This window comes from Flagellimonas sp. 2504JD4-2 (assembly GCF_053642935.1).
Genome location: NZ_JBSIOV010000001.1, coordinates 1,288,969 through 1,310,780 on the forward strand (window position 1 = coordinate 1,288,969; position 21,812 = coordinate 1,310,780).

Here is a 21,812-nt window from a genome sequence, read left to right on the forward strand (position 1 = left end):
AAAATGAATAGTAAAGTTCTTTTGTCATTAATTGTTTTGATGCTATCGCTGAATGGCTTTTCCCAAAGGGGTGTCCGAATAGGATATGTAGACATGGAATACATCCTTGAAAATGTGGATGAGTATAGGGAAGCGACGGAACAGCTAAATGCAAAGGCTGTTAAATGGAAGCAGGAAATAGAGCTCAAACAAAGTGTTATTGAGCAAATGAAGAAAGATTTAATGGCAGAAAAAGTATTGTTGACGGATGAGCTCATTGCAGAACGTGAGGAGGAAATCCAAATATTGGAAGCTGAGATGCTCGACTATCAACAAGATCGTTTCGGACCACAAGGAGATTTGGTGTTGCAAAAGCAGCTATTGATTCAGCCGATACAGGATCAAGTTTTCAATGAGGTTCAAAAAATAGGCGGAAATAAAAGATACGATTTTATTTTCGATAAATCGGCAGATGTTGTAATGTTGTATTCCGAAAAAAGGCACGATATAAGTGACTTGATTTTAAGGGAGATAGCTAGAACACGAAAAGTGAGCAAGTCCAACAAAAAAGCCAAGGAAAAGAGCAGATTGGACAAGTTCAAGGAAGAGCAGGCAGACGAGGACGAAGAAATAAGCGAAGCCCTAAAAGAACGTCAGGCCAAGGCTGAAGTAGCAAGGGATGCGAAAGCAAAGTCGGCAGAGGAGAGAAGGGCAGAACAACTGAAGTTGAGAGAAGAGCGAAAGAAAGCCTACGAGGCCAGAAGAAAAAAATTATTGGAAGAGCGTGAGGCCAAACGGAAAGCCAAGCTGGAAGAAAGAAAAAAAGCGCAGGAACAAGAAAAAGATTCAATACAATAGTAAATATTGAAACGCTAAAATTAACTTTCAAAATAGTAACTTAGAACGATGAAAAATGTAAAGAAAATTGCTGTAGCCTTAGTTTTATTTGTTGCGGCTACGGGATTTGTAAATGCGCAGAGCAAGGTTGCCCATATCAATGTGCAGCAATTGTTGTCTGAAATGCCAGATATGAAAGCTGCCCAAACTGAATTGAAGAAATTGGAGGAGACTTATACTGCTGATATAAAGGGTTCAATGACAGAATTTCAAAATAAAGCAACACAATACAGAAACGAATCTACTTCCAAGACTCAAGAAGAAAACGAAAAGAGAGCTTTGGAACTGCAGGAAATTCAAAAAAATATCCAAAACGCAGAGCAAGCAGCTTTACAGCAATTGCAGCAAAAACAACAAGAATTGTTTGCTCCTATTTCTGACAAGGCCAAAGCTGCTATTGAAAAAGTAGCCGCTGCCCAAGGTTTCGACTACGTTATTGATGCAAGCCCAGGATTAAGCCTTATCGTATCAAAAGGTAAAGATTTGCTTCCAGCAGTAAAGCAGGAATTAGGCTTCTAAGACTGATTTTAAAATATTTTTAAACCGCTTCTTTCAACAGAAAAAAGCGGTTTTTTTATTCCATTGATTCAATAGTATCTATTTTTGGACATGCACAACCCAATTGGCATTTTTGATTCGGGTGTTGGAGGAACCTCCATTTGGAAGGAAATCCAGAAAATGCTCCCCTCGGAAGACACAATTTACCTAGCGGACAGTAAGAATGCTCCCTACGGTGCAAAGTCCAAAGAACAAATATTGGAGTATTGTGTAAAGAACACCGAGTTTTTACTGAAAAAAAACTGTAAGCTCATCGTGGTTGCCTGCAACACGGCCACGACCAACGCGATTGACTTTTTACGCACCAATTATAAAGTTCCCTTTATAGGTATCGAACCTGCTATAAAACCAGCCGCACTCCAAACCAAGACCAAAAAAGTAGGGGTTTTGGCAACAAAGGGAACACTGTCAAGTAGCTTGTTCCATAATACATCCAAAATGTTTGCAGAGGGCATCGAAGTTTTTGAACAAGAAGGAAAAGGGCTGGTGGATTTGATTGAAGCCGGACAGATACAGTCCGAAGAAATGCAAAGCCTTCTTCGGACCTACGTGGATCCCATGCTCGAAAGAGGAATGGACTGCCTGGTACTGGGATGTACCCACTACCCATATTTAATACCTGAACTCAAAAAACTACTCCCAACCCATATCAACATTATTGATTCGGGCGAGGCGGTGGCACGTCAAACAAAGGCGGTTTTGAAAAAAAATGGCCTGGAGAATTCCCAAAATTGGAGGGCTGAACACATTTTTTATTCCAATGCATCCATTGAGGTTTTGCAAAATTTGGTGAAAGGGCCAAACACCCGAGTAAACTATTTGGACTTTTAACCAAAGCACTTCGACAGGCTCAGTGACTCGTTGTGATTTGTGTAATTAGAGAAATTCGTGTCCCCCCACTACCATAAGCAAACAATTATCGTTTCACTGATCAATTTAAGTCACTTTCTTTTGTAGGTAAGATAGGTGAAGTCGTATTGGTGCTTTTCATCCTTTGGATGATATTCTTCCTTGATCAATTCCCAAGCAGACTCATCTATTTCAGGGAAAAAAGTATCCGCCTCAAAAGTATGGTGAATTCTGGTCAACTCGATATCTGTTGCAAACGATAGGGATTGTCTATAGATTTCACCTCCTCCAATAATGAAAGCTCTTTCATCGGCTTCAACCTTCTCGACCGCATCCTCCAAGGTGTGAACCACAGTACATGGAAATTTAGGGGTATAGCCTTCATCTCTGGTGATAACGATATGCTCCCTATTGGGCAAGGCCTTTGGAAAGCTCTCCAAGGTTTTTCTACCCATAATGATCTTATGCCCCGAGGTCAACGCTTTAAAACGCTTAAAATCGTCCGGTAGGTGCCAAGGGAGGTCGTTGTTTATCCCCAGCGCATTGTTTTCAGCTGCTGCGGCTATAATGATCAACGCTTTCATTGATCTTTTTTTTTATTGACGTTGGAAATGGGGAAATCGGTCTCTATTTCCTTTTGGATTTCTGCAATCCGCTGTTTCTGTTTCTGCACTAATCTTTCCCTTTGAAGTCGTTCCCAATCCTTGCCCATGAATTTATGGGTGACAAAGACATTGAAAGTGTGGAGAAGCAACAGAAAAGTCCAAAGAAGGATGGCCCACACCGACCAGTCATATGCTTCGCCATATTTTAGAATCTTATTGGCCAATAGCAGCAGTACGCCGCCAATCAAAAACATGACAAAATGCGAGAACAGCCTTTTCTTTTGACGAACCCGTTTTTGGGCCTTTTCCAGCAGTTCGTGCTGTTCGATATCGACGGTGTTTTCAGACTTCTTTTTGGATAACATTGAATGGCTATCTTTATCAACAAATATAACCTAATTAGACTCAAAAAGATTGGTAATGCAGAATCTCCGAAAAAAATTTCCTGTCCTAAAACAATGCATTTATGCAAACACTCCCGCAACTGGATTGTTGTATGAAGATTTGTTGGAATGGCGTCAAGAACACGATTTGGACTATTTGATCGGCGGTAGTATTGCCAAACAGAAGAATTTTGAGAGCATGCACACCATCAGGGAAGCTGTTGGGCGGTTTTTTAGTTGTCCGTCGGAGAATGTGGCCCTGGTTCCCAATTTTACCATTGGCCTCAACATACTTTTGGAGGGATTGCCGAAAGCGTATCGAATACTCTTGCTTGAGAACGATTATCCCTCGCTAAACTGGCCTTTTGAAACTAGGGGTTTTGATCTCGATTACGTTCCCATGCATGAAAGATTGGAGGGGAGCATCCGTGCAAAAGTCGAAACCGGAAAAGTGGATGTTTTGGCGTTAAGTGTGATACAATGGATCAATGGGATAAAAATAGACCTGGATTTCATCAAAAAACTGAAAAACGATTTCCCAAATCTTTTGATTATTGCAGATGGAACCCAATTCTGCGGTACACAGGACTTCAATTTTTCGGATTCGGGAATTGATGTGCTGGGAGCCAGTGGATACAAATGGCTTTTGTCGGGATATGGAAACGGTTTTGTTTTGGTGTCAGAAGCTGCAAAAGACCGTTTTAACCCAAAATTCATAGGTAATGGTTCCGTGGATAGGGACGCGGACCTAAGGGATTCAATTCCATTTTGCAAATATTTGGAACCTGGACACCTGGATTCATACAACTTTGGGAGTCTTCAATTTTCTCTCAACTTTTTAGAGACCATTGGCTTGAATCATATCGAGGCCCAGTTGCAAAAGTTATCACAAAAGGCTAAGGATGGCTTCACCTCCATGGGTCTATTGGAAAATGCCGTTGTCAACAGATCGGTCCATAGCACCATATTCAATATCAAGGGAGATACCCATCTTTATAATAAATTATGGGATGAAAATGTGGTCTGCGTACGTCGCGGAAATGGAATTCGATTGGGTTTTCACTTCTACAATACAGAAAATGAAGTGGATAGGATTATGGATATCATCAAATCTTAATTCCGAATATTACTTTTTTTGAAAAAAGGACGGTTGATTTTACAAAAGTAATCCCATTGTTAACCGCATTTTATCAATTTGACAAATCGTACTTAACTTATTGTGCATAAGAGGTTTTATCTATTGCTTTGTCCTAGTTTTTAATCAGAAAATAAAAATACCATGGCGATAAAAAAGCAATACCTAAAAAGCAAGCCTGTATGTAAAGTTACATTTACGGTGCCTGCGAAAGATGCTGATAAGGTAGCAGTAGTAGGAGACTTCAACAACTGGGAACCTAAAGGAAGCACTTTGAGAAAATTAAAGAACGGAACATTCAAAGGAATTTTCGACCTACCGACTGACAACACTTTTGAGTTCAGATATTTGGTAGACAACACTTACGTTAACGATTCTGAAGCTGATCGTTACCAGTGGAACGATTATGCCGGAACAGAGAACGCCGTTCTAGAACTTTAACCTATCTAAAGTCGCCATTGGAGCGTTAAGCTTCAATGGTGACTCCCTTCCAAAAAGCTACACGACCTTTTATGGAGCGGGCCAGCTCACTGGTTTCTGGGTAGTACCAGGCCGCATCAGGATTTTCCTTTCCATCCACCTCTAAAGTGTAGTAAGAAGCCACTCCCTTCCATGGGCAAGTGGAATGCGTTTCACTTGACTTAAAAAATTCTTTTTTGATGCTTTCAGCAGGAAAGTAATGGTTGTTTTCGATAACCACGGTATCGTCACTTTCTGCTATTACTGTATTGTTCCAAATTGCTTTCATCTGTTCAAATTTTATTGTTTTAATTGGTCAGATATAATTCGCCATTGAACATCTTGTTGGGTGTCAAGAATTGTTATGGCTCATTTCATATCCTATTTTTTAAAAACATAGTTTTTAAACCATTGTTTGTCATCCGTAAAATGCGTGACAATTTTGAGATTCGCCTGTTCGGCCAACCATTCTACAATGGCGTCGTCATATTTTTGGGAAATTTCGGTATGAATGGTTTCCCATGCATTAAGACGTATTTCAAGGTCTAAACTTTCAATTCGAACCATTTGGGTTTCTTTGGACACCAGATAACTTTTTGCCGTGCCTGTTTCTGGGTCATAGACCTCCCAGTGCAGGAATTTGTCCAGATTAAAGTTTCCGCCCATTTCAGAGTTGATACGGGTTAGGATATTTTTGTTGAAGGCCTCCGTAATGCCAGTTTTATCATTATAGGCATCTAAAATGGTCTGAGGGTCCTTTTTTTGATCCAGACCCATAAAAATGATATCATTTTCATTGATGGAATCCCGCATGTTTTTTAAGAACTCAATAGCTTGGGGATGCAATAGATTGCCCATGTTCGACCCCAAAAACAAAATGACTTTTCTTCTACCGTTGGTATTTCCGATATCTCGAAGGGTATCAAAATAAGTGCCCTGTAGGGTGTTTACCTCTATCTCGGGAATTTCTTCTTTTATGGATGCTTCAAGTTGGTCCAAGGCATTCTGGCTAATATCAATGGGTCTATAGTCGAAGCTAATATCCTGTTCTAAAAAATAACGGAGTAGAATTTTTGTCTTTTTACCATCACCTGCGCCCAGTTCAAAAAGGCTAAAGGGTTCTCCTTCTTTTTTGAAAAGATCGGCTATACTTGCTTTGTTGGCCTCAAGAATATCGAACTCACTATTGGTAAGGTAATATTCTGGCATGGCCATAATATCTTGAAAAAGCTTGTCACCTATCTCGTCGTAGAAATATTTGGAGGACAGATGTTTGGGAAATGAGGTCAGGCCTTCATACACTTCTTCTTCAAAAGTGGAGGCAAGGGTAGGAGCTTGTTTTTTCTGCATGGAATTTATGTCGAAATTATTTGGCTAACCTTAAACCGGTGAACTGCCAACGTAAATTGGGGTGGAAAAAATTTCTGTAAGTGTGTCTGGTATGTTTTTCTGGTGTGGCTACTGAGCCACCTCGCAATACTTTCTGGCTTACCATGAATTTACCATTGTACTCACCAAGGGCACCATCCTCTTTTTGATAGTTGGGATAGGGGAGGTAAGCACTTTCGGTCCATTCCCAGCGTTTTCCCCATGGTAAATAAGCTTGGGCGGCTTCCCATTCAAATTCAGTGGGTAAACGAAGTCCTTTCCATTGCGCATAGGCAAAAGCCTCAAAATAGGAAATATGGGTCAAGGGAGCTTCTGGGTTGACTTTCTGCAGGCCATTGGAAGTGTAATGATGCCATTCGCCTTCTATTTTATGCCAATACAAGGGTGAAGAGATTTGGTTTTGGTTTACCCAATCCCAGCCTTCCGCATGCCATATGTCAAAGCGTTGATATCCACCATCGTCGATAAATTCAGTGAACTCACTATTGGTGACCAGCTTGTTGCTGATGGCATACGAATGCAAAAACACTTTGTGCCTACCAAGTTCATTGTCGTAGCAAAAGTCTTCGGAATCATGTCCGATGTCATACGTGCCCTCGTCCATGGAAATCCATTCCTGTCCATGGGTCTCTATCGGATGATCTGCGAAGCTTTCTGAATAAGCTGGCAACAAAGGATTGTTTCCCAAAATATATTTGATATCTGTAAGCAAAAGTTCTTGATGCTGTTTTTCATGATGGATACCAATCTCCAGTAGAGCGTTAAGTTCCTCGTTTTGGGCTGTTTCAAATAGTTTTTGAATGTTCTCCGTTACATACTTTCGATAGGCGTAAACTTGCTTCACCGAAGGTCTCGACAAATTTCCCCGATCCGATCGCACAACCCTTTTACCCACAGTTTCATAATAGCTGTTGAACACAAAGGAGAAGTCTTCATCAAATTGGGTGTATCCCGGGGAATGCGGTTTTAGGATAAATTCTTCAAAAAACCAGGTGGTATGCCCCAGATGCCATTTGGGCGGGCTAACATCCACAACCGGTTGCACCACATAATCCTCGATTTCAAGAGGTTCGCAAATATATTCCGAGTGTTTTCGGGTTTCCAAAAAGAACCCCAATAAGGAATCTGTAAGGATCATAGCAAGGTTTTACACCTTAAAGATAACGAATATGGCTTAGCCAACCGCGTAAACCGGTAGACTGAAACTGAAGGAAGTTCCCTCATTGGGCTTACTGAAGACTTTAATGCTGCTATCATGTATTTCCACGATTTTCTTCACAATGGCCAACCCTAGACCGGCACCTTCTTTTTGTTCACCGGCCTTGGTTTGCCGATAGCGTTCAAAGATCAATGCTTGATTGTCCTTTTTGATGCCCGGACCGGAATCTTTGATGATTACCTCTACATGATCATCCTCGGTCTCTATTTTTACAGTGACCTTTCCACCTTCCGGGGTAAATTTGAGGGCATTGTCCATCAAATTTTGAATGGCCCTTTCCACCAAGGAAATATCAGCAAAGACCAAAGGGGTGTTTTTGGCCATGGAAAGCTTTAAGTCAATGTTCTTTTGCTCTGCCAATAGCATATAATTTCTATGGATGTCATTGGCCAATTCACTGATAAGAAATGGCTCTTTTTGAGGTTGGATTTGATTGGCTTCGAGCTTGGAATATTCGAACAGTTGGGAAATCAGTTTGGAAAGGCGTTCGCTACTTTTAGAAATGGTTTTTAAATATTCGCCCCTTTCCTCTGCTGTAAGCTCATTGTCCTTCATGTGCAGGGTTTCAATATACCCTTGAATAATGGAAAGAGGTGTGCGCAAATCATGCGAAATATTGGCAATAAGCTCCTGTCTCAATTGATCTACAGACTTTATTTTTTCAATATCGGACAATATGGTATCTGCCATATGGTTATAGGTGCTTGCCACATTCGCCAAATCGGTTTTTTCCGCGTTTTCTATGCGATATTGCAGGTCTCCCTGTTGAAAACGCTTGGCGGCGTATATAATTTTTCGCAAACTTCGGGTCAAGTACCAAATGGCTAAAACACCTAATAAGGTGGCAAAAATCAATGTTAATATTGAACCTCCCAATCCCAAACGCATAAAGTAGCTATTGAAAAGGTCACTTCTGGTGGCCAAAAAGTCTTTTCCCGCTAAAATGATATAAACGTAACCTTCATGGCCGTCCTTATTAAAATGCGCGGCGGAAAAGATGGTTTGTTTGGTGAGGTCCTTGGGGTCATCGCCAAGGGTATAGTTGCTCCCGTTTTCATTGATAAACTTCTTTATGGGACTTAGGTTTACCTTTTTTTGCTTGGTCTCCGGAGCATCATGGTCCAGTACAACCGAATATTGAACGTAACCTTGCTTGTCAAGCAGGTAGACCTCTATAGCACGGTTTACCGCCATCATATCGTGCATAATGTCACCGAAAAGGGCTTTGTTCACCGTACCTTTTTCATCAAAGGGGTCAGCACTCTTGAACTTTTCATCGATAAGATCCTGCGCAAGATTGGCATGTAATCGCTGGGTGGTCTCTTGGAAATATTTGTTGGAAAGGTAAATAGAGGTCACCGTGTACCCAATTCCCGCCAACAACAAAATGGCCAAAAAAGAAAGGGAAAGCTTTAAGATGAATCTTCCAGAAAGAATACTGTTTTTCATGGGTCAGTTTTTGGTCAGGCGCCTATAAGTTCTTCGTTGAATTTATATCCGACACCCCAGGTGGTCAAAATAAATTTTGGGTTGCTCATATCAGGCTCAATTTTGGAGCGGAGTCGGTTAATATGTGAATTTACGGTGTGCTCGTATCCCTGAAAGTCGTATCCCCAGATCATGTTTAAGAGCTTGGTTCGGTCGTAACTTTTTCCAGGATTGGATGATAACAACACCAATAATTCGAACTCCTTGGGCGAGAGTTCCACTTTTCTTCCATCCAGCAATACCTTACGCATATCCACATCTATGGAAAGAATGTCGTATTCCATAAGTTTTGGGTTACCTTCAGATGTGGTTTCAATGGTGTCCATTTTCTGGCGCCTAAAAATGGCCTTTACCCGGGCGATAAATTCTCGTACGCTAAAAGGTTTGGTCAAATAATCATCCGCACCGACTTCCAATCCGAGAACCTTGTCTATTTCTTCGGACCGTGCGGTGAGCATCATAATAGGTGTTTTGATCTCGCGAGCGCGAAGTTTTTGGCAGATTTCGATGCCGTCCATTTCGGGAAGCATGACATCCAATATAATAAGGTCTGGATTTTCATCCACCGCTTTTTGAAGACCTATGTCACCTCGATTGGCGGTTACCACATAACAGCCCAAATCTTTTAGATGTATCTCCAAAAGGCGAATGATCTCAATATCATCCTCAACAATCAACACTTTTTTCATGATGCAACGAAGTAAAAAGTAAAATATCACGGAAAGTTCACCATTCCGTATAAAATTTTGAGAATATCCCTAGTTAAGAGTCTGTTTTTGGGGCAAATCTTTACAATTCTAGAGATTTTTAATTGTAATTCATTGAAAATCAATGAGTAATGAATTTTGATTTTTACGTGATACTTCTGCAACAACTTCCCTTTTCATTTGTAGTACAATTTAAAAGAACACGAAAATGAGCAACTTAAAATCTATTATGACACTATTGGGCATTGGATTGATTTTGGTTTCATGCGACCCAGAATCAGATGATGCGCCATTGGTATTGAATGCAGGAACACTATCTGGCGGACCATTTACTTTCACGGTTGATGGAACACCCGACATGGTAAGTGGCATTACTTTGGACGAGTCCGATGTGGTGGGAACCAACAGGGGATATGTAATTACTGATGATCAAAACAATATTTTGGGACTGCCACCAACCTTGGAGGCTGTTGAAGGCGTTGATTTTGATGGCGCAGGAGCTGGGGTATGCTTCATTTGGCACATTGTTTATGAAGTAGGTCTTTCTGGTTTGGAAATGGGTGAGAATACAGATGATCTATCCGGAGAGTATGAACTGTCCAATTCCATTATGGTTACCAGAAATGGACTCAACGCAGGGGCGCTTGCTGGTGGACCTTTCACTTTTACGGTTGATGGTACCCCGGACATGGTCAGCGGAATCACTTTGGATGATACCGAGTTAAATGGAACAAACCAAATCTATGTGATCACGGATGATCAAAACAATATCTTGGGTCTCCCACCAACATTGGAAGCTGTTGAAGGTGTTGATTTTGACGGAGCCGGAGCAGGGATATGCTTTATATGGCATTTGACCTATGAGGATGGACTTGTAGGATTGGAAGCTGGTAAAAATGTCTCGGATTTTGAGGGGCAATACGCACTTTCCAACTCCATCATGGTAACGCGAAACGCGCTGAACGCAGGAACAATTTCTGGAGGACCTTTCACTTTTACGGTTGATGGTGTTGCAGATATGGTAAGCGGAATTACCTTGGATGATACCGATTTGACAGGATCCAATCAGCGATGGGTGATTACCGATGATAAAAACAATATTTTGGGTCTTCCCCCGACCATTGAAGCCGTTGAGGGAGTCAACTTTGACGATGCCGGAGTGGGCTTATGTTTGATTTGGCATATTACCTATGAAGAAGGACTTACCGGACTTGAAGCTGGCAAGAATGTTGCTGACCTGGAAGGGGATTATGCACTGTCCAATTCGATCACGGTTACCAGAAATGACGTCACTGCAGGTAAAATATCCGGTGGACCTTTCACTTTTACTGTTGATGGAACTCCCGACATTGTCAGCGGTATCACTTTGGATGACACAAATGTCACTGGACCAAACCAAGGATGGGTAATTACCGATGATGAGAATAATATTTTAGGACTTCCGCCAACCCTTGAAGCTGTAGAGGGCGTAAACTTTGATGAAGCTGGCGCCGGAGTATGTTTGATCTGGCATATCACCTATGGAGAAGGATTAACAGGATTGGAAGCTGGAAACAATGTTTCAAATCTTGAAGGACCTTATGCACTGTCAAATTCCATTAAAGTAACAAGAAATGCCTTGGATGCTGGTTCTATCGATGGCGGACCATTCACGTTTACCGTCGATGGTACCCCTGATATGGTCAGTGGAATCACTTTGGATGATACCAATTTGAACGGATCTAAGCAAGGTTGGGTAATTACAGATGACAAGAACAATATCTTGGGTCTGCCACCGACGCTTGACGCTGTTGAAGGTGTAAACTTTGATGACGCTGGCGCTGGTGTATGTTTGATCTGGCATATCACCTATGAGGAAGGACTCACCGGATTGGAAGCAGGTAAAAATGTTGCCGACCTGGCCGGGTACTATGACCTTTCAAATTCCATTAAAGTGACCAGAAATGCCCTGAACGCAGGCTATCTTTCCGGAGGGCCCTATAAGTTCGTGGTGGATGGAACGCCTGATATGGTAAGCGCCATAGCTTTGGATGATACGGATTTGAATGGTTCAAACCAGACATGGGTAATTACCGATGATAAGAACAACATTTTAGGCTTGCCTCCAACTTTGGATGCCGTAAAAGGTGTTGACTTTGATGCAGCTGGACCAGGGACCTGCTTTATCTGGCATTTAACGTACGAAGATGGACTTGCAGGCCTTAGCGCTGGTAGCAATGTAGCCGACCTTGATGGGTACTATGCATTGTCCAATTCAGTAAAAGTTGTCCGGAAACCTTTAGACGCCGGATACATCGATGGAGGACCCTTTGTTTTCAAGGTGGACGGAACTCCCGATATGGTCTATGGAATTACGTTGGACGATACCAATCTGAACGGATCCAAGCAAGGTTGGGTAATTACTGATGACAAAAACAAGATTTTAGGCTTGCCGCCAACACTGGAAGCTGTAGAAGGTGTTGATTTTGATGCAGCAGGCGTAGGGGTGTGCTTTATTTGGCATATCACTTATGAAGAAGGGTTGAATGGCTTGGAAGCCGGAAACTATATAGCTGATTTGGATGGTTTCTATGACCTTTCCAATTCAATAAAAGTGAAAAGAGAACTCCCACACTAAGCCATTATACTATGAAAAAGAAAATGAGTAGGTAGTTTGTTTAATTGTTTGTAAAAGAACACCCAGGTTTAAGGCTTGGGTGTTTTTATTTTTATATAAATTATCTCTTGGTCAATATGTATCTTTTCTTGATTTCTCTATGGGTGCGTGCTGGCTTGTAGGAGAAGGTATGGTTTAAGAAAACTACTGAACAGTTGCGAACAAAATTCTTTAGACTTCGTACTCCTTCGACTTAATTTTGATACGTTTGCCTCCGGCATTAATGGCCTCATGTATTTTATAAATACATACCTCCGATTTATATGAAGTTATGGCATCGTAGTTCAATTTTTCCTCTCCTCTTACTGATTCAATGAAATTATACAAGTGTGCGGTATGACTGGCCATGTTATATACCTTGTCCATATCAAGCATTTCATCGATGTCGTAGCTGATTTGCGGAGCAGTTTCCTTTATACCGGAATCACCTGACTCTTTTTCCTTGTATTTCTGCATATCTGCAAGATTGGTAATGTAGCCTGCATCAATATATTTTTGCCATCGTTGACCATCAACCCGCGATTCACGATAAATCTTGTTATTCTTTCCTTGCGAGATGATAAACGCGCCATCATCCCCAATAAAACGTTCATACACTCCAATTGCCCTAGAGTTCGATATGTTTTCATACACTCCAATGGCCGGGCCATTAGGGGTGTCATATTCCAATATGGTGGCCATGGTATCAGCCTGTTCAAAGTTGAAATACGAATTGTTTCCAGTAGCATATATCGTATGCGGATAGGCGCCCAAGAACCAATTGAAAATATCGATCTGGTGAGAACCTAGATCTGAAACTACTCCTCCGCCAAGCTTTTTATAATTACGCCAGTTGTACACCTGATCTATGGTCTCAAATCCGTATTGCTTTAACTTCTGGATTTCAATATTCTCCCATTTTTGTGGCCGTTGTGTCCATATACGCGACCTATTCCATTGACCGATCGCGTGTGTAAGCCTACCAAACATTTTTTCCTTTTCCAACAATACCTGTTGGGTAAAGCGATAGCGGTCATCACTTCTTCGTTGACGCCCAATCTGCAACAGTTTACCCGTTTTCTTCATGCTTTCTGCCATTTTTCGGGCATCATCCATGTTGTTGGACATGGCTTTTTCACAATATACATGAAGACCAGCTTCCATGGCGTCTACGGCATGTTGCATATGCCAAAAATCTGGAGTTGTGAGGACCACAGCATCCAACTTTTCCTTTTCAAGCATCTTATAGAAGTTTTCATATGCATTTATCTTGGCCCCATAAAGATTGTTGAACTTTTTTTTGGCATTTTCCCTACGGCTTTCAACAATATCACACACTGCAACAAGATTGGCGCTTGGAATTTTAGGAATGTTATTAAAGATTACACCTCCGCCACGGCCTCCGCAGCCAACTACACCAACGTTTACTTTGTCTCCAACTACAAGAGGGTTGGCAGTGATACTAAAGGGGTTTGCAAGCACTAGTCCGGTGCCAAATAAAGTTGAGTTTTTAATAAATTTTCTTCGATCCGTTTTGTTGGGAATACTCATAAGATTTTTGTTGTATAGGGAAGGATTATTGGTTGAGTTCCTTCAAAAATAAGTCATTTCGTTTTATAAAATGTAGTTTTCCTTTCATGCTATATCCCACCCATAAAATGTCGGATACCTGTTCCACCACCTGTTCAATTTCTGTTATGGAAAGCAAGTACAATCCAGTAGCAAAAGCATCGGAAAAAGTGGCACTTTTACTCGCGACCCATATGCGTTCAAAAATCGAAACCCCATTATTTTGTCCAGTGCGGGGGTCAAAAATATGGTTGCCCTGGTGAAAGGTGCCTGAAGCGCTTACCACTATATCCTTTAGAGCCAATGTCTTTCGTTCCTCGGTGGAAGCCAGGGTATGGCTCCAATGTTCGGCATTATTCGGTATGCCGTGGGTCAGCAACGTACTACTGCCAGCATTGATGGTATAATTCTCTATTGCCATATCCTTCAGCAACATGGCCAGTTGGTCGAGAGCATAACCCTTACCAATTCCTCCTAAATCAAATTGCATTCCAGGATTCACGCAATAGAAAAAGGGTTTCTCGGGATCTAGATACAGGCTGGAAGCTTGTTTTTCCTTCTGCGCCATTTTGAGTGCATGTGTCATTTCAAACTCGTTGAGGATACCCTGCTTGGTGGCCTGGAAGATCTTCATATGCTCGGCCACTCCAATATCAAATGCGCCACATGTCCATTCCTGTACTTGGATGGCTTGCTTGATGACTTCCCATGTTTCATAATCCAATGCCAATTGTCCATTGGCCTTGAGGTTATTGATACGACTGATGTCACTTCCTGCCACAAAGCGGCTCAGTATATGCTCCAACTCGTCCAACCTATGAAAGCAACGTTGGGCGGCACTTTCGGCATATAGGTAATCTTCGCCTGCAACGCAAAGGTTAAACTGGGTGGCCATGGCATGATGTTCAAAGTTATGCATAGCATTAGGTCCTAATCGGCTCAACAGTTCAAAATATTTCGATTAGCTTGAGCTAATTTAGCATTAGCTGTAAGGTGATAAAGGTACTTAAATTCCCCCTTTTCACTAGGAGGATTAAGTCACAAGAACAGATTATCGTGCATAAAGAACGGGATTTAAATGTGAGTCAATGACCGAACCGATTTTGACTCCAGGACACCAAGTTTCCCAATCGTTGACCTGACCATCGTTTTCGGGTTTTTTAAGGGTCATGTCCTTATCCATATAAATACAGGTCATCACTTTTCGGGTTTGTTTGGTGGTATTGGCGCCTGCTCGATGAAAAATCCAACCAGAATGAAAACTGACCTCCCCAATATCAAAAGGTTCCGATACTGTAGGACAATCGGTCAACCGCAATTTTTCTCCAATCAAACTCTCACTTTCATCACTTATGGACAATTCCCTTCCCGTCAATATATGCTGGCTTCCGGCTGAAAATTCCAACGGCCCCATCTTGGCAGGAACGGCCTGTAGTGGCATCCACAAGGTTATAGATCTATCCGAGGACAATGGCCAATAGTATTGGTCGGCATGCCACGGGGTGATGCCCCCACCACCTTCTTTAAAAAGGGCTTGGTCATGGTACATACGAACCCCATCCACTTCCATGAGGTCTGCTGCCAATTTCGCCAATCGCTTACTGAACATGATTTCCTTGACTTGCTCATCCTGCGTCCAGAGATTGAAAATCTGCAAAAAGGCCTTGCCATAGGTGTCTCTATCCTCGAGGGCTGTGGTCTCTGTGTTCAGTTCGTCCACTTTGCTGGATATGACTGTGTTGATATGGCCAACTACTTCAGGTGGTAATACCTCCTTGATTTTGATAAAGGCGTTTTGTTTGTAAAAATCAATTTGTTCCCGGGTCAGTTGGAAGGGTTCATGGAGAATATCGAGGTTCATGCGAAAAGGATGCTATGGGTCTTTGATCCAATAAATTATCACAATTATTTGGTTTGTCCTTGGTTATGGACCAAAATATTTCCTTCATAGGATAACCTCATTGGGTTGATCTATTTCCTTTCCAGTTTCAGCATGGCAATTCCGGCACCAACGATCCATATTACCCAACCATAAATAAGGATTCGAAAACCGCTTACGTTCAGGAAATAGAATCCGGAGATCACGGCTACTACTCCAATTACAAATAGTGTGATTCCCAGATAGGCCAACCATCTGGGCAATACCTTGGTAAGCCATATGGCCAAGGACCACAAAAAGGTTGAAATGAACATGCCGGCGATCAAAATGTAGTCGAAACTATGGTTTAGGGCACGGTTGTAACTCAAAATTTCTCCCGATTGACGTGCGGTTTCAAGCGAAACATCTTTTATAAAAAGAGGTAGGGCCAATCCATTGAAGGAGGCCGCCATTACCGCTGCAAAAAGCCCCAACAACATGATGGCAAGACCGATTTTGGATAGAAAATCCTTTTCACCCAGTACGTTGGCCAATCCAAAAAATCCCACTGCGCTGAAGGGTACGGAGCCAATGGCGAGGGAGTGGGAAATCAAGGCAAAGGTCATTCCCTGGGTAAAGCCACCTTCGCCAGGATGGAGCAACATGGTGACGAACATTAAAAAAGAACCGATCAAAAGCGATATGCCCGAAGTGCGGGTACTTTGTGTTTTCATACGAATGTAAATTAGGTTTTGGAACAAATGTAGCCGGGAGGGCTAAAAGGACTTCTTGACCGAAATCAAGAAATTTGGCCTCGGATTCTGCTAAGGGTCTCTGGGGAGATTTTCAGGAAGGAAGCAATCATAAACAAAGGGAAGGCCTGAATAAGCTGAGGTTTTTGCTGAACCAAGAGTTCATATTTTTCTTTGGGAGACATTTTTTTATCCAAAAACCCAATTCGGAAGGCATCCGCACCCAAGATCTTACCCAATTGCATCATGGAAGGATATTTTTCAATAAGCTCGTGCACCTTATGGATGTTCAGCTCATAGATCACGCTATCGGAATATACTGTCAAAAAGGATTCCGAGGGTTTGCGTTGGGTAAAACTTTGCACGTTCAGGGCCCAATCCCCGGTACAATGTAGATCTAAAATATGCTCTTGGTTGTCCTCGTCCAATAGGTATTGATATAGCGCGCCTTTTTCAATAAACTGAAAGCTTTCGCAGATATCTCCGGGCTTGAGCAGGATTTCGTTTTTTGGAATTTCCCTAAGGGAAGCCGCCTCAATGATATGCTGTAGCTGTGGATTAGGAAAATGCCCTAATTGTTGAAGTGTACGTTCAAAAAGACTGGCCATTTCTATTTTGGATTGATGTTTGGATCAATGGTGCAGGGTTAAAAGTTCTGAAAAGCAAGTTAATTAAAAGTCATAATTTATTATGACCCTTAAAACACGAACGAGATTTATCTTTGGATTCGATTGGGGAAAGGGTGAAGGGTAAAAGGAGAAAACATGCTGAGCAAAGAACAACTCGAAAATTTAGCAGAACTTATTGAAGAAGGCTATGGTACCCCGACCGAAATGGCCAATGTTTTGAATTTAGGGGTGGAAATGTTGTTTTATGTGGAGGAAGGCGCCTTTTCCCAAAGGGAAATACGACATGCAGTCACTGCGATTAGGGATATTGTTGGGGTTTTGAGGGGATAATGACCTGCTTATAATAGGCATCCTTCAGAGATTCATTGCTTATTTTGTTGTCTTTGGTTTTTAATTGAGTTGCAAAAGTTGAGTTGCCAATTCATCCAATTCAATGTTTGACTTATAATAGTCTGTAAGAATTAATTTGAATTTTTCATTTTGATAATATTTTGCGAATACATTTTTCTTTTTCATTATTAGAATGTGATCTAAACCGTACTCGTTCAAAACTTCTTTTGTAGCCAAACCACTTAAATAGAACATTGCTGCATGCCATAAGGATCTTGGCTGTGTTAGATTTAATTCTTTAGTTTTTTTAAATAACGACATTCGAAAATCGGATTTCCTTAGGAATAGCAGATGAGAGCTTTCATGAAATACAAATTCAATAAAGATGGTCGAATCCATATTTGGATCTATTGAGGAAATTACAATATTGTCAAAATCTGGAGAATACGCACTGGCCCAATTTCCATAGGTGGTTAAATCAATCCTTACTACACCTTTCCATTTTGAACCTGACAACTTTTCCATTTTACGTATAACCTTGCTTTCTATTTTTTTAATTAGGTCAATATATGCGAACAGTAAATTGTTATTTTCTGTTCGGTGTCTTTGCCAAAAATGGGACACGTACAATGGCTTTAAACGATTTAAGTTTTCGGTGAACACTTTAGAATAAGAGGTGTCAATTATGGCCTGGTCAGTCGGCTGAAATTGTAACCATTTAAATATGCGACCTGAATTGATAAGTTCTTGGTCGATAATGTTTTTCTTGTAAAATTCTATTCCTTTATTGAACAATTGCTTCTCGCGTAAGGTCAGTTCTGATATTTTTAGACTATCTCCAATATCTCTAAACCCTAAACCATCTTCTCTTAATTTGTTTTTTTGTCCATTGCTTGCTTGTTCATATAAGAAATGGTGTAAGTTCATCCATATATTATTATGGAATGAAAAATATTGTGTTTGAAGAATGTTATCAGACGCTATATGGCCTTGTGCATAAATTGTAGAGCAGTAAATTATGCCTATTAAAATGAGTAACATTTTTTTCATTGCTGTTCTTTGTCCATATGAATGGTAACGGTCCTGGCTATGACCTGGCATCTGAAAGCGCAGACCATTCTAAGAATTCTTTATATAAAACTAATGTAGGAAAATTATACCAAGATAAAGCAGGCGATAGGTTATAGGCGTTGTTGGCAATAGTTTATTTGTTCTATTGGGGATCAGACTCTAGAATTACTGCACCTGATTTTTTAAACAAATGCACTACTTGTTCTCCACTTTGTTTTACTATTGAATCACCTACATCTATTTGATCATAGTTCTCAAAATCCTGAATGATTTTCTCCTGTACCTTGATTGTATCAATTCCGTTAACAATTTCTATTGTTAGATAATTATAGTTTAGTGTATCTATATATTTTTCTACTACTATTCCATTCCATTTTCTAACAACAAAATATTTCTGATGCAAATAATCATCATCATTTATGATGCGATTCAAGTCCCTAAATGCCAAAAAACTAAATAGTGATGCTGACACAGTTAAAGAAATGGTAACTGAAATTAAGCCTATTTTCAGCGATTTATTTCTGTAGTTCCTACCAAATTTGAAAAGATTTGAGAATTTATCTTTTCGAAAATATAGTACAAGAAAAATGATGAAGACAACGAATAAAATGTTCGATATGATCGCAAAAATTACTGGAAGACTTGGTGTATTGGGCATCTAGTGGATTCTAAATTATTGCCAACGTTCTCGCTATGAATTATAGCCATTGTTGTGCAACGTTACTTTTTAGTTCCTTCAAGTGTTTGCTGGAGTTTAGAGTCAATTTCTTTATCCACAATATCTGTCAATTTACTACTCTCAAGGTCAAATCTTTTTATCAATGTCGGCTCATTATGTTCTTCATATTGTCCATCATCATTTTTATCAACGCCAAATCGTACGGTCAAATCTTTTCCATCGTTTATAAACTTATAGCTTACAACATCCATTCCATCAATTCCGATACTTTTTAATTCCTTTTTTTCAAATGAGTAGATATATAGCTTTTTAAAGTCCAAAAGATTTATTACTCCATCTTTATAAGTGTCTTTTTCGGACACTTTCATTAAAAGAAGAATATCATCTTTAAAGTACTCAGCTTTTATTTGATTGAAATTCACTCTTTTGTCAAATAGACTTTTATTAGCTCTGTTTTTTGAATCGTAGACAATCAAATTGTTGAACGCACCATAGTGATAAGAAGAATAACGAGAATCGCTTTTTTCATAATTGTCAGCAGAAGAAAATGCGTTGAGTGTGCTACCAATGTCTTCTGGTTCATTCAAAGTTTTATGGGAAACAGGGATGATATAAACAGAATTGAGTGTATCAATCAATCGTGGATTCTCATATGAAATTACCTGCTCACGTTTATTTTCTTTTTGTAATTCCTCAATTTTTTCATCCGATAAAATTCCACTTTCAATGTCGTCATCATATCTTCTGTGTTCCATTATGGTTATTGATATAAATGCTATTAAAGCAACTATCAAAAAAATCACTCCTACCGTGCCCAAAATAGCGAGAAGTCTTTGGTTATATTTTTCAATTTTCATTTAATCATTGGTTTTTATACAGCTTCATATTCCGATTTATACAATTCCAAAAACTTTGAAGTCAGAAGAGTAATTTCCTTTTTCTTTTTCAATTTAAAATCAATATATATAATCAGAAATGGTAAAATGAAAAATGGTATTGGTAAAAACCAATTCCCATAAATTAAAGAAACTATTGTGAAAATAATGCCGATTCCGATTGCAACTTTTACAGCTATGTTCATCGGAAATTTGAAGTCAAAAACCAATTCAAATTTATTCTCGCTGTTTAGAATTCCTATTATTCTATGATTATAACTCCAACTAAACAATCCGTATTTTCTGCTTAATTCAATTCTATTAGGACTGATATTTCCCTCATAAAATCCATTCAGAATTAATTTATTCAGAATGTTTAATGATTTCTCGTTATTTGAAATGGTCTCCGTCATTTCTTAAATTACACACCACGAAATCCCCCCGTTTGATTTATAGATTTAATTTTGTTTTAACTCTTTGCCACAATGAATTATAGCTATTGTTGGCAAGCGTTTTTTATTTAGTCAATTCGTAAAATTTAAATCGACCGTTCTTTTTATTTTCTTTTTTATATCCTTTAGCATCTTTGTGTTCAGGAATTTCAAAGACACGATTTTCAATTTCCTTATTATTGATTTTAACTAATTTGTATTCCTCATATAAGTCTGCATTTTTAACGTCCAACTTATAAAAGAAGAGTATAGAATTTTTCAATTCAGATGCTATTTGTTCTGGATGTATTTGTTCTCCGATATTTCTTAGAATATTTCTATTGTCAGACAGCTTAAATTCCTCAGAATTCGAATAAACATAGGTTTCGTTTCCATATTCTCGTTCCACAAAAAGCTTCTTTAATTCGTAATCTTTTTTGTCGAAATTTAAAATTGTATCTGATTTTGATGATGAAACTATTTTTCCAAAATGTGAATTTTTTCGATTATATAGTTTTCCGAAATTCAGATTATCCTCATTCATAGAGAGTTTTTTTGATTTACTCAAGTTGTCCTTATAGATTACATAAATTTTTCTCAGAGAATCAATAAAAAGAATTTTTTCATAGTTCTTTTTGTTTGTCAACTTTATGTAATTCTTGTCCTTGTATGTTATTGTTAGAGTATCATAAAAATTTCTTGACTTGGAATAGATTTGAGAGTTCATTTTCATGTTGTGATGATAAATCAATTCACCCTCAAATGTTTTATCATCAGGTGAAAGGTTAATCAATACTATACAAATTATGAATGTCAATATTCTCATTTCTAAAATGTTTGCCAACGGTCCCGGCTATGATTTTGTAACGAAGCTATGGGTTATAGCCATTGTTACCTGCTGTTTTTTTTGTTTCTACAAACCAGTATTCATTCTTTATATCATATTTTGAAAGAATATCTGCCTTATCGTTCCTAAACGTCCATTTTTTTAAATCTTCATTTTGCGTCAGAACCATGTGATAAATTCCCCCAACTTTAAAGAGATTTTTATGGTAGGAGTTTGGACAGGTAAATATTATTGGAATTTTTTCTCCAACATATTCTTTGTCCGAAAATTCAATTATTTCGAATTCTGTTACGGTCGCCCAGGCTAATACACCACAAAGTGGCGTAAGTCCATCAAATCCATTTATCAATTTGCCTTTTAGCAAATATTCCACTTTTTCATCTCCTTTTTGAGAAAAGGACAAAAGTCCGAATAAGAGAAAAGTCGAAATTAATATTTTCCTTTTCATTAAAATTGCAGGTAACCTGT

The 21,812-nt window shown here is 39.6% G+C and carries 25 protein-coding genes; 7 read left to right on the plus strand and 18 right to left on the minus strand.

Annotated elements, in window-relative coordinates; genetic code table 11:
- Nucleotides 1-3 precede the first annotated feature (3 nt).
- The 3 genes from ACULLH_RS05745 (at nt 4) to murI (ending at nt 2,265) form a co-directional block, all read left to right on the plus strand.
- A complete protein-coding gene (locus tag ACULLH_RS05745) occupies nt 4-837 on the plus strand; it encodes an OmpH family outer membrane protein (RefSeq protein ID WP_454087764.1) in 834 nt (277 codons plus the stop codon).
- 48 nt (nt 838-885) lie between these two features.
- Nucleotides 886-1,395 carry an OmpH family outer membrane protein gene (locus ACULLH_RS05750; RefSeq protein WP_454087765.1) on the plus strand — a complete coding sequence of 170 codons (510 nt, stop codon included), beginning with the start codon at nt 886-888 and terminating at the stop codon, nt 1,393-1,395.
- A gap of 90 nt (nt 1,396-1,485) precedes the next feature.
- A complete protein-coding gene (gene murI, locus ACULLH_RS05755; RefSeq protein WP_454087766.1) occupies nt 1,486-2,265 on the plus strand; it encodes a glutamate racemase in 780 nt (259 codons plus the stop codon).
- Nucleotides 2,266-2,375: 110 nt separating this feature from the next.
- On the opposite strand, the gene ACULLH_RS05760 is transcribed toward murI, so the two are convergent.
- Entirely contained in the window at nt 2,376-2,867 is a 492-nt protein-coding gene (locus ACULLH_RS05760; protein WP_454087767.1) for a dihydrofolate reductase, read from the minus strand.
- The gene (locus ACULLH_RS05765) at nt 2,864-3,253 is read right to left on the minus strand and encodes a 2TM domain-containing protein (protein WP_454087768.1); all 390 of its coding nucleotides are present in this window, start codon (nt 3,251-3,253) and stop codon (nt 2,864-2,866) included. Before ACULLH_RS05765 ends, ACULLH_RS05760 begins: the two co-directional genes overlap by 4 nt.
- 55 nt (nt 3,254-3,308) lie before the next feature.
- On the opposite strand from ACULLH_RS05765, the gene ACULLH_RS05770 reads away from it, so the two are divergent.
- Both ACULLH_RS05770 and ACULLH_RS05775 read left to right on the plus strand, forming a co-directional pair.
- Nucleotides 3,309-4,388 (plus strand): aminotransferase class V-fold PLP-dependent enzyme, encoded by a 1,080-nt coding sequence (locus tag ACULLH_RS05770; protein WP_454087769.1) that lies wholly within the window; start codon nt 3,309-3,311, stop codon nt 4,386-4,388.
- A 162-nt stretch (nt 4,389-4,550) separates the two neighbouring features.
- A complete protein-coding gene (locus tag ACULLH_RS05775; protein WP_454087770.1) occupies nt 4,551-4,847 on the plus strand; it encodes an isoamylase early set domain-containing protein in 297 nt (98 codons plus the stop codon).
- Nucleotides 4,848-4,872: 25 nt separating this feature from the next.
- Here ACULLH_RS05775 and ACULLH_RS05780 read toward each other — a convergent pair whose 3' ends face one another.
- The 5 genes from ACULLH_RS05780 to ACULLH_RS05800 all read right to left on the minus strand — a co-directional run bounded on the left by ACULLH_RS05780 (nt 4,873) and on the right by ACULLH_RS05800 (nt 9,650).
- The gene (locus ACULLH_RS05780) at nt 4,873-5,154 is read right to left on the minus strand and encodes a DUF427 domain-containing protein (protein WP_454087771.1); all 282 of its coding nucleotides are present in this window, start codon (nt 5,152-5,154) and stop codon (nt 4,873-4,875) included.
- 92 nt (nt 5,155-5,246) lie between these two features.
- The gene (locus ACULLH_RS05785) at nt 5,247-6,215 is read right to left on the minus strand and encodes an L-histidine N(alpha)-methyltransferase (protein WP_454087772.1); all 969 of its coding nucleotides are present in this window, start codon (nt 6,213-6,215) and stop codon (nt 5,247-5,249) included.
- Nucleotides 6,216-6,231: 16 nt separating this feature from the next.
- Nucleotides 6,232-7,392: an ergothioneine biosynthesis protein EgtB gene (egtB, locus tag ACULLH_RS05790; protein WP_454087773.1), complete on the minus strand. Its 1,161-nt coding sequence runs from the start codon at nt 7,390-7,392 to the stop codon at nt 6,232-6,234.
- A 36-nt stretch (nt 7,393-7,428) separates the two neighbouring features.
- Nucleotides 7,429-8,922, minus strand: a complete 1,494-nt coding sequence (locus tag ACULLH_RS05795) for a sensor histidine kinase (RefSeq protein WP_454087774.1) — start codon at nt 8,920-8,922, stop codon at nt 7,429-7,431.
- A gap of 14 nt (nt 8,923-8,936) precedes the next feature.
- Nucleotides 8,937-9,650 (minus strand): response regulator transcription factor, encoded by a 714-nt coding sequence (locus tag ACULLH_RS05800; protein WP_454087775.1) that lies wholly within the window; start codon nt 9,648-9,650, stop codon nt 8,937-8,939.
- 226 nt (nt 9,651-9,876) lie between these two features.
- Here ACULLH_RS05800 and ACULLH_RS05805 point away from each other — a divergent pair, with 226 nt between their 5' ends.
- The gene (locus tag ACULLH_RS05805) at nt 9,877-12,285 is read left to right on the plus strand and encodes a hypothetical protein (RefSeq protein ID WP_454087776.1); all 2,409 of its coding nucleotides are present in this window, start codon (nt 9,877-9,879) and stop codon (nt 12,283-12,285) included.
- A 210-nt stretch (nt 12,286-12,495) separates the two neighbouring features.
- Here the strand turns inward: ACULLH_RS05805 and ACULLH_RS05810 are convergent, their stop codons facing one another.
- From ACULLH_RS05810 to ACULLH_RS05830, 5 genes are all read right to left on the minus strand, one after another.
- Entirely contained in the window at nt 12,496-13,854 is a 1,359-nt protein-coding gene (locus ACULLH_RS05810) for a Gfo/Idh/MocA family protein (protein WP_454087777.1), read from the minus strand.
- Between the two features lie 25 nt (nt 13,855-13,879).
- Nucleotides 13,880-14,791 carry an FAD:protein FMN transferase gene (locus ACULLH_RS05815; RefSeq protein WP_454087778.1) on the minus strand — a complete coding sequence of 304 codons (912 nt, stop codon included), beginning with the start codon at nt 14,789-14,791 and terminating at the stop codon, nt 13,880-13,882.
- Nucleotides 14,792-14,923: 132 nt separating this feature from the next.
- Complete coding sequence (locus ACULLH_RS05820; protein ID WP_454087779.1) at nt 14,924-15,733, minus strand: phytanoyl-CoA dioxygenase family protein; 810 nt, start codon at nt 15,731-15,733, stop codon at nt 14,924-14,926.
- A 110-nt stretch (nt 15,734-15,843) separates the two neighbouring features.
- Nucleotides 15,844-16,464 carry a hypothetical protein gene (locus ACULLH_RS05825; RefSeq protein ID WP_454087780.1) on the minus strand — a complete coding sequence of 207 codons (621 nt, stop codon included), beginning with the start codon at nt 16,462-16,464 and terminating at the stop codon, nt 15,844-15,846.
- 65 nt (nt 16,465-16,529) lie between these two features.
- Entirely contained in the window at nt 16,530-17,090 is a 561-nt protein-coding gene (locus tag ACULLH_RS05830) for a Crp/Fnr family transcriptional regulator (RefSeq protein WP_454087781.1), read from the minus strand.
- 156 nt (nt 17,091-17,246) lie between these two features.
- On the opposite strand from ACULLH_RS05830, the gene ACULLH_RS05835 reads away from it, so the two are divergent.
- Entirely contained in the window at nt 17,247-17,441 is a 195-nt protein-coding gene (locus ACULLH_RS05835) for a hypothetical protein (protein ID WP_454087782.1), read from the plus strand.
- A gap of 60 nt (nt 17,442-17,501) precedes the next feature.
- Here the strand turns inward: ACULLH_RS05835 and ACULLH_RS05840 are convergent, their stop codons facing one another.
- The 6 genes from ACULLH_RS05840 to ACULLH_RS05865 form a co-directional block, all read right to left on the minus strand.
- Nucleotides 17,502-18,482, minus strand: a complete 981-nt coding sequence (locus ACULLH_RS05840; protein ID WP_454087783.1) for a hypothetical protein — start codon at nt 18,480-18,482, stop codon at nt 17,502-17,504.
- Between the two features lie 172 nt (nt 18,483-18,654).
- A complete protein-coding gene (locus ACULLH_RS05845) occupies nt 18,655-18,984 on the minus strand; it encodes a hypothetical protein (RefSeq protein WP_454087784.1) in 330 nt (109 codons plus the stop codon).
- A gap of 248 nt (nt 18,985-19,232) precedes the next feature.
- Nucleotides 19,233-20,048, minus strand: a complete 816-nt coding sequence (locus ACULLH_RS05850; protein ID WP_454087785.1) for a hypothetical protein — start codon at nt 20,046-20,048, stop codon at nt 19,233-19,235.
- Between the two features lie 14 nt (nt 20,049-20,062).
- Entirely contained in the window at nt 20,063-20,479 is a 417-nt protein-coding gene (locus tag ACULLH_RS05855) for a hypothetical protein (protein ID WP_454087786.1), read from the minus strand.
- Between the two features lie 103 nt (nt 20,480-20,582).
- A complete protein-coding gene (locus tag ACULLH_RS05860) occupies nt 20,583-21,323 on the minus strand; it encodes a hypothetical protein (RefSeq protein WP_454087787.1) in 741 nt (246 codons plus the stop codon).
- A 46-nt stretch (nt 21,324-21,369) separates the two neighbouring features.
- On the minus strand, nt 21,370-21,792 hold the full coding sequence (locus ACULLH_RS05865) for a hypothetical protein (RefSeq protein WP_454087788.1): 423 nt from the start codon (nt 21,790-21,792) through the stop codon (nt 21,370-21,372).
- Nucleotides 21,793-21,812: the final 20 nt, after the last annotated feature.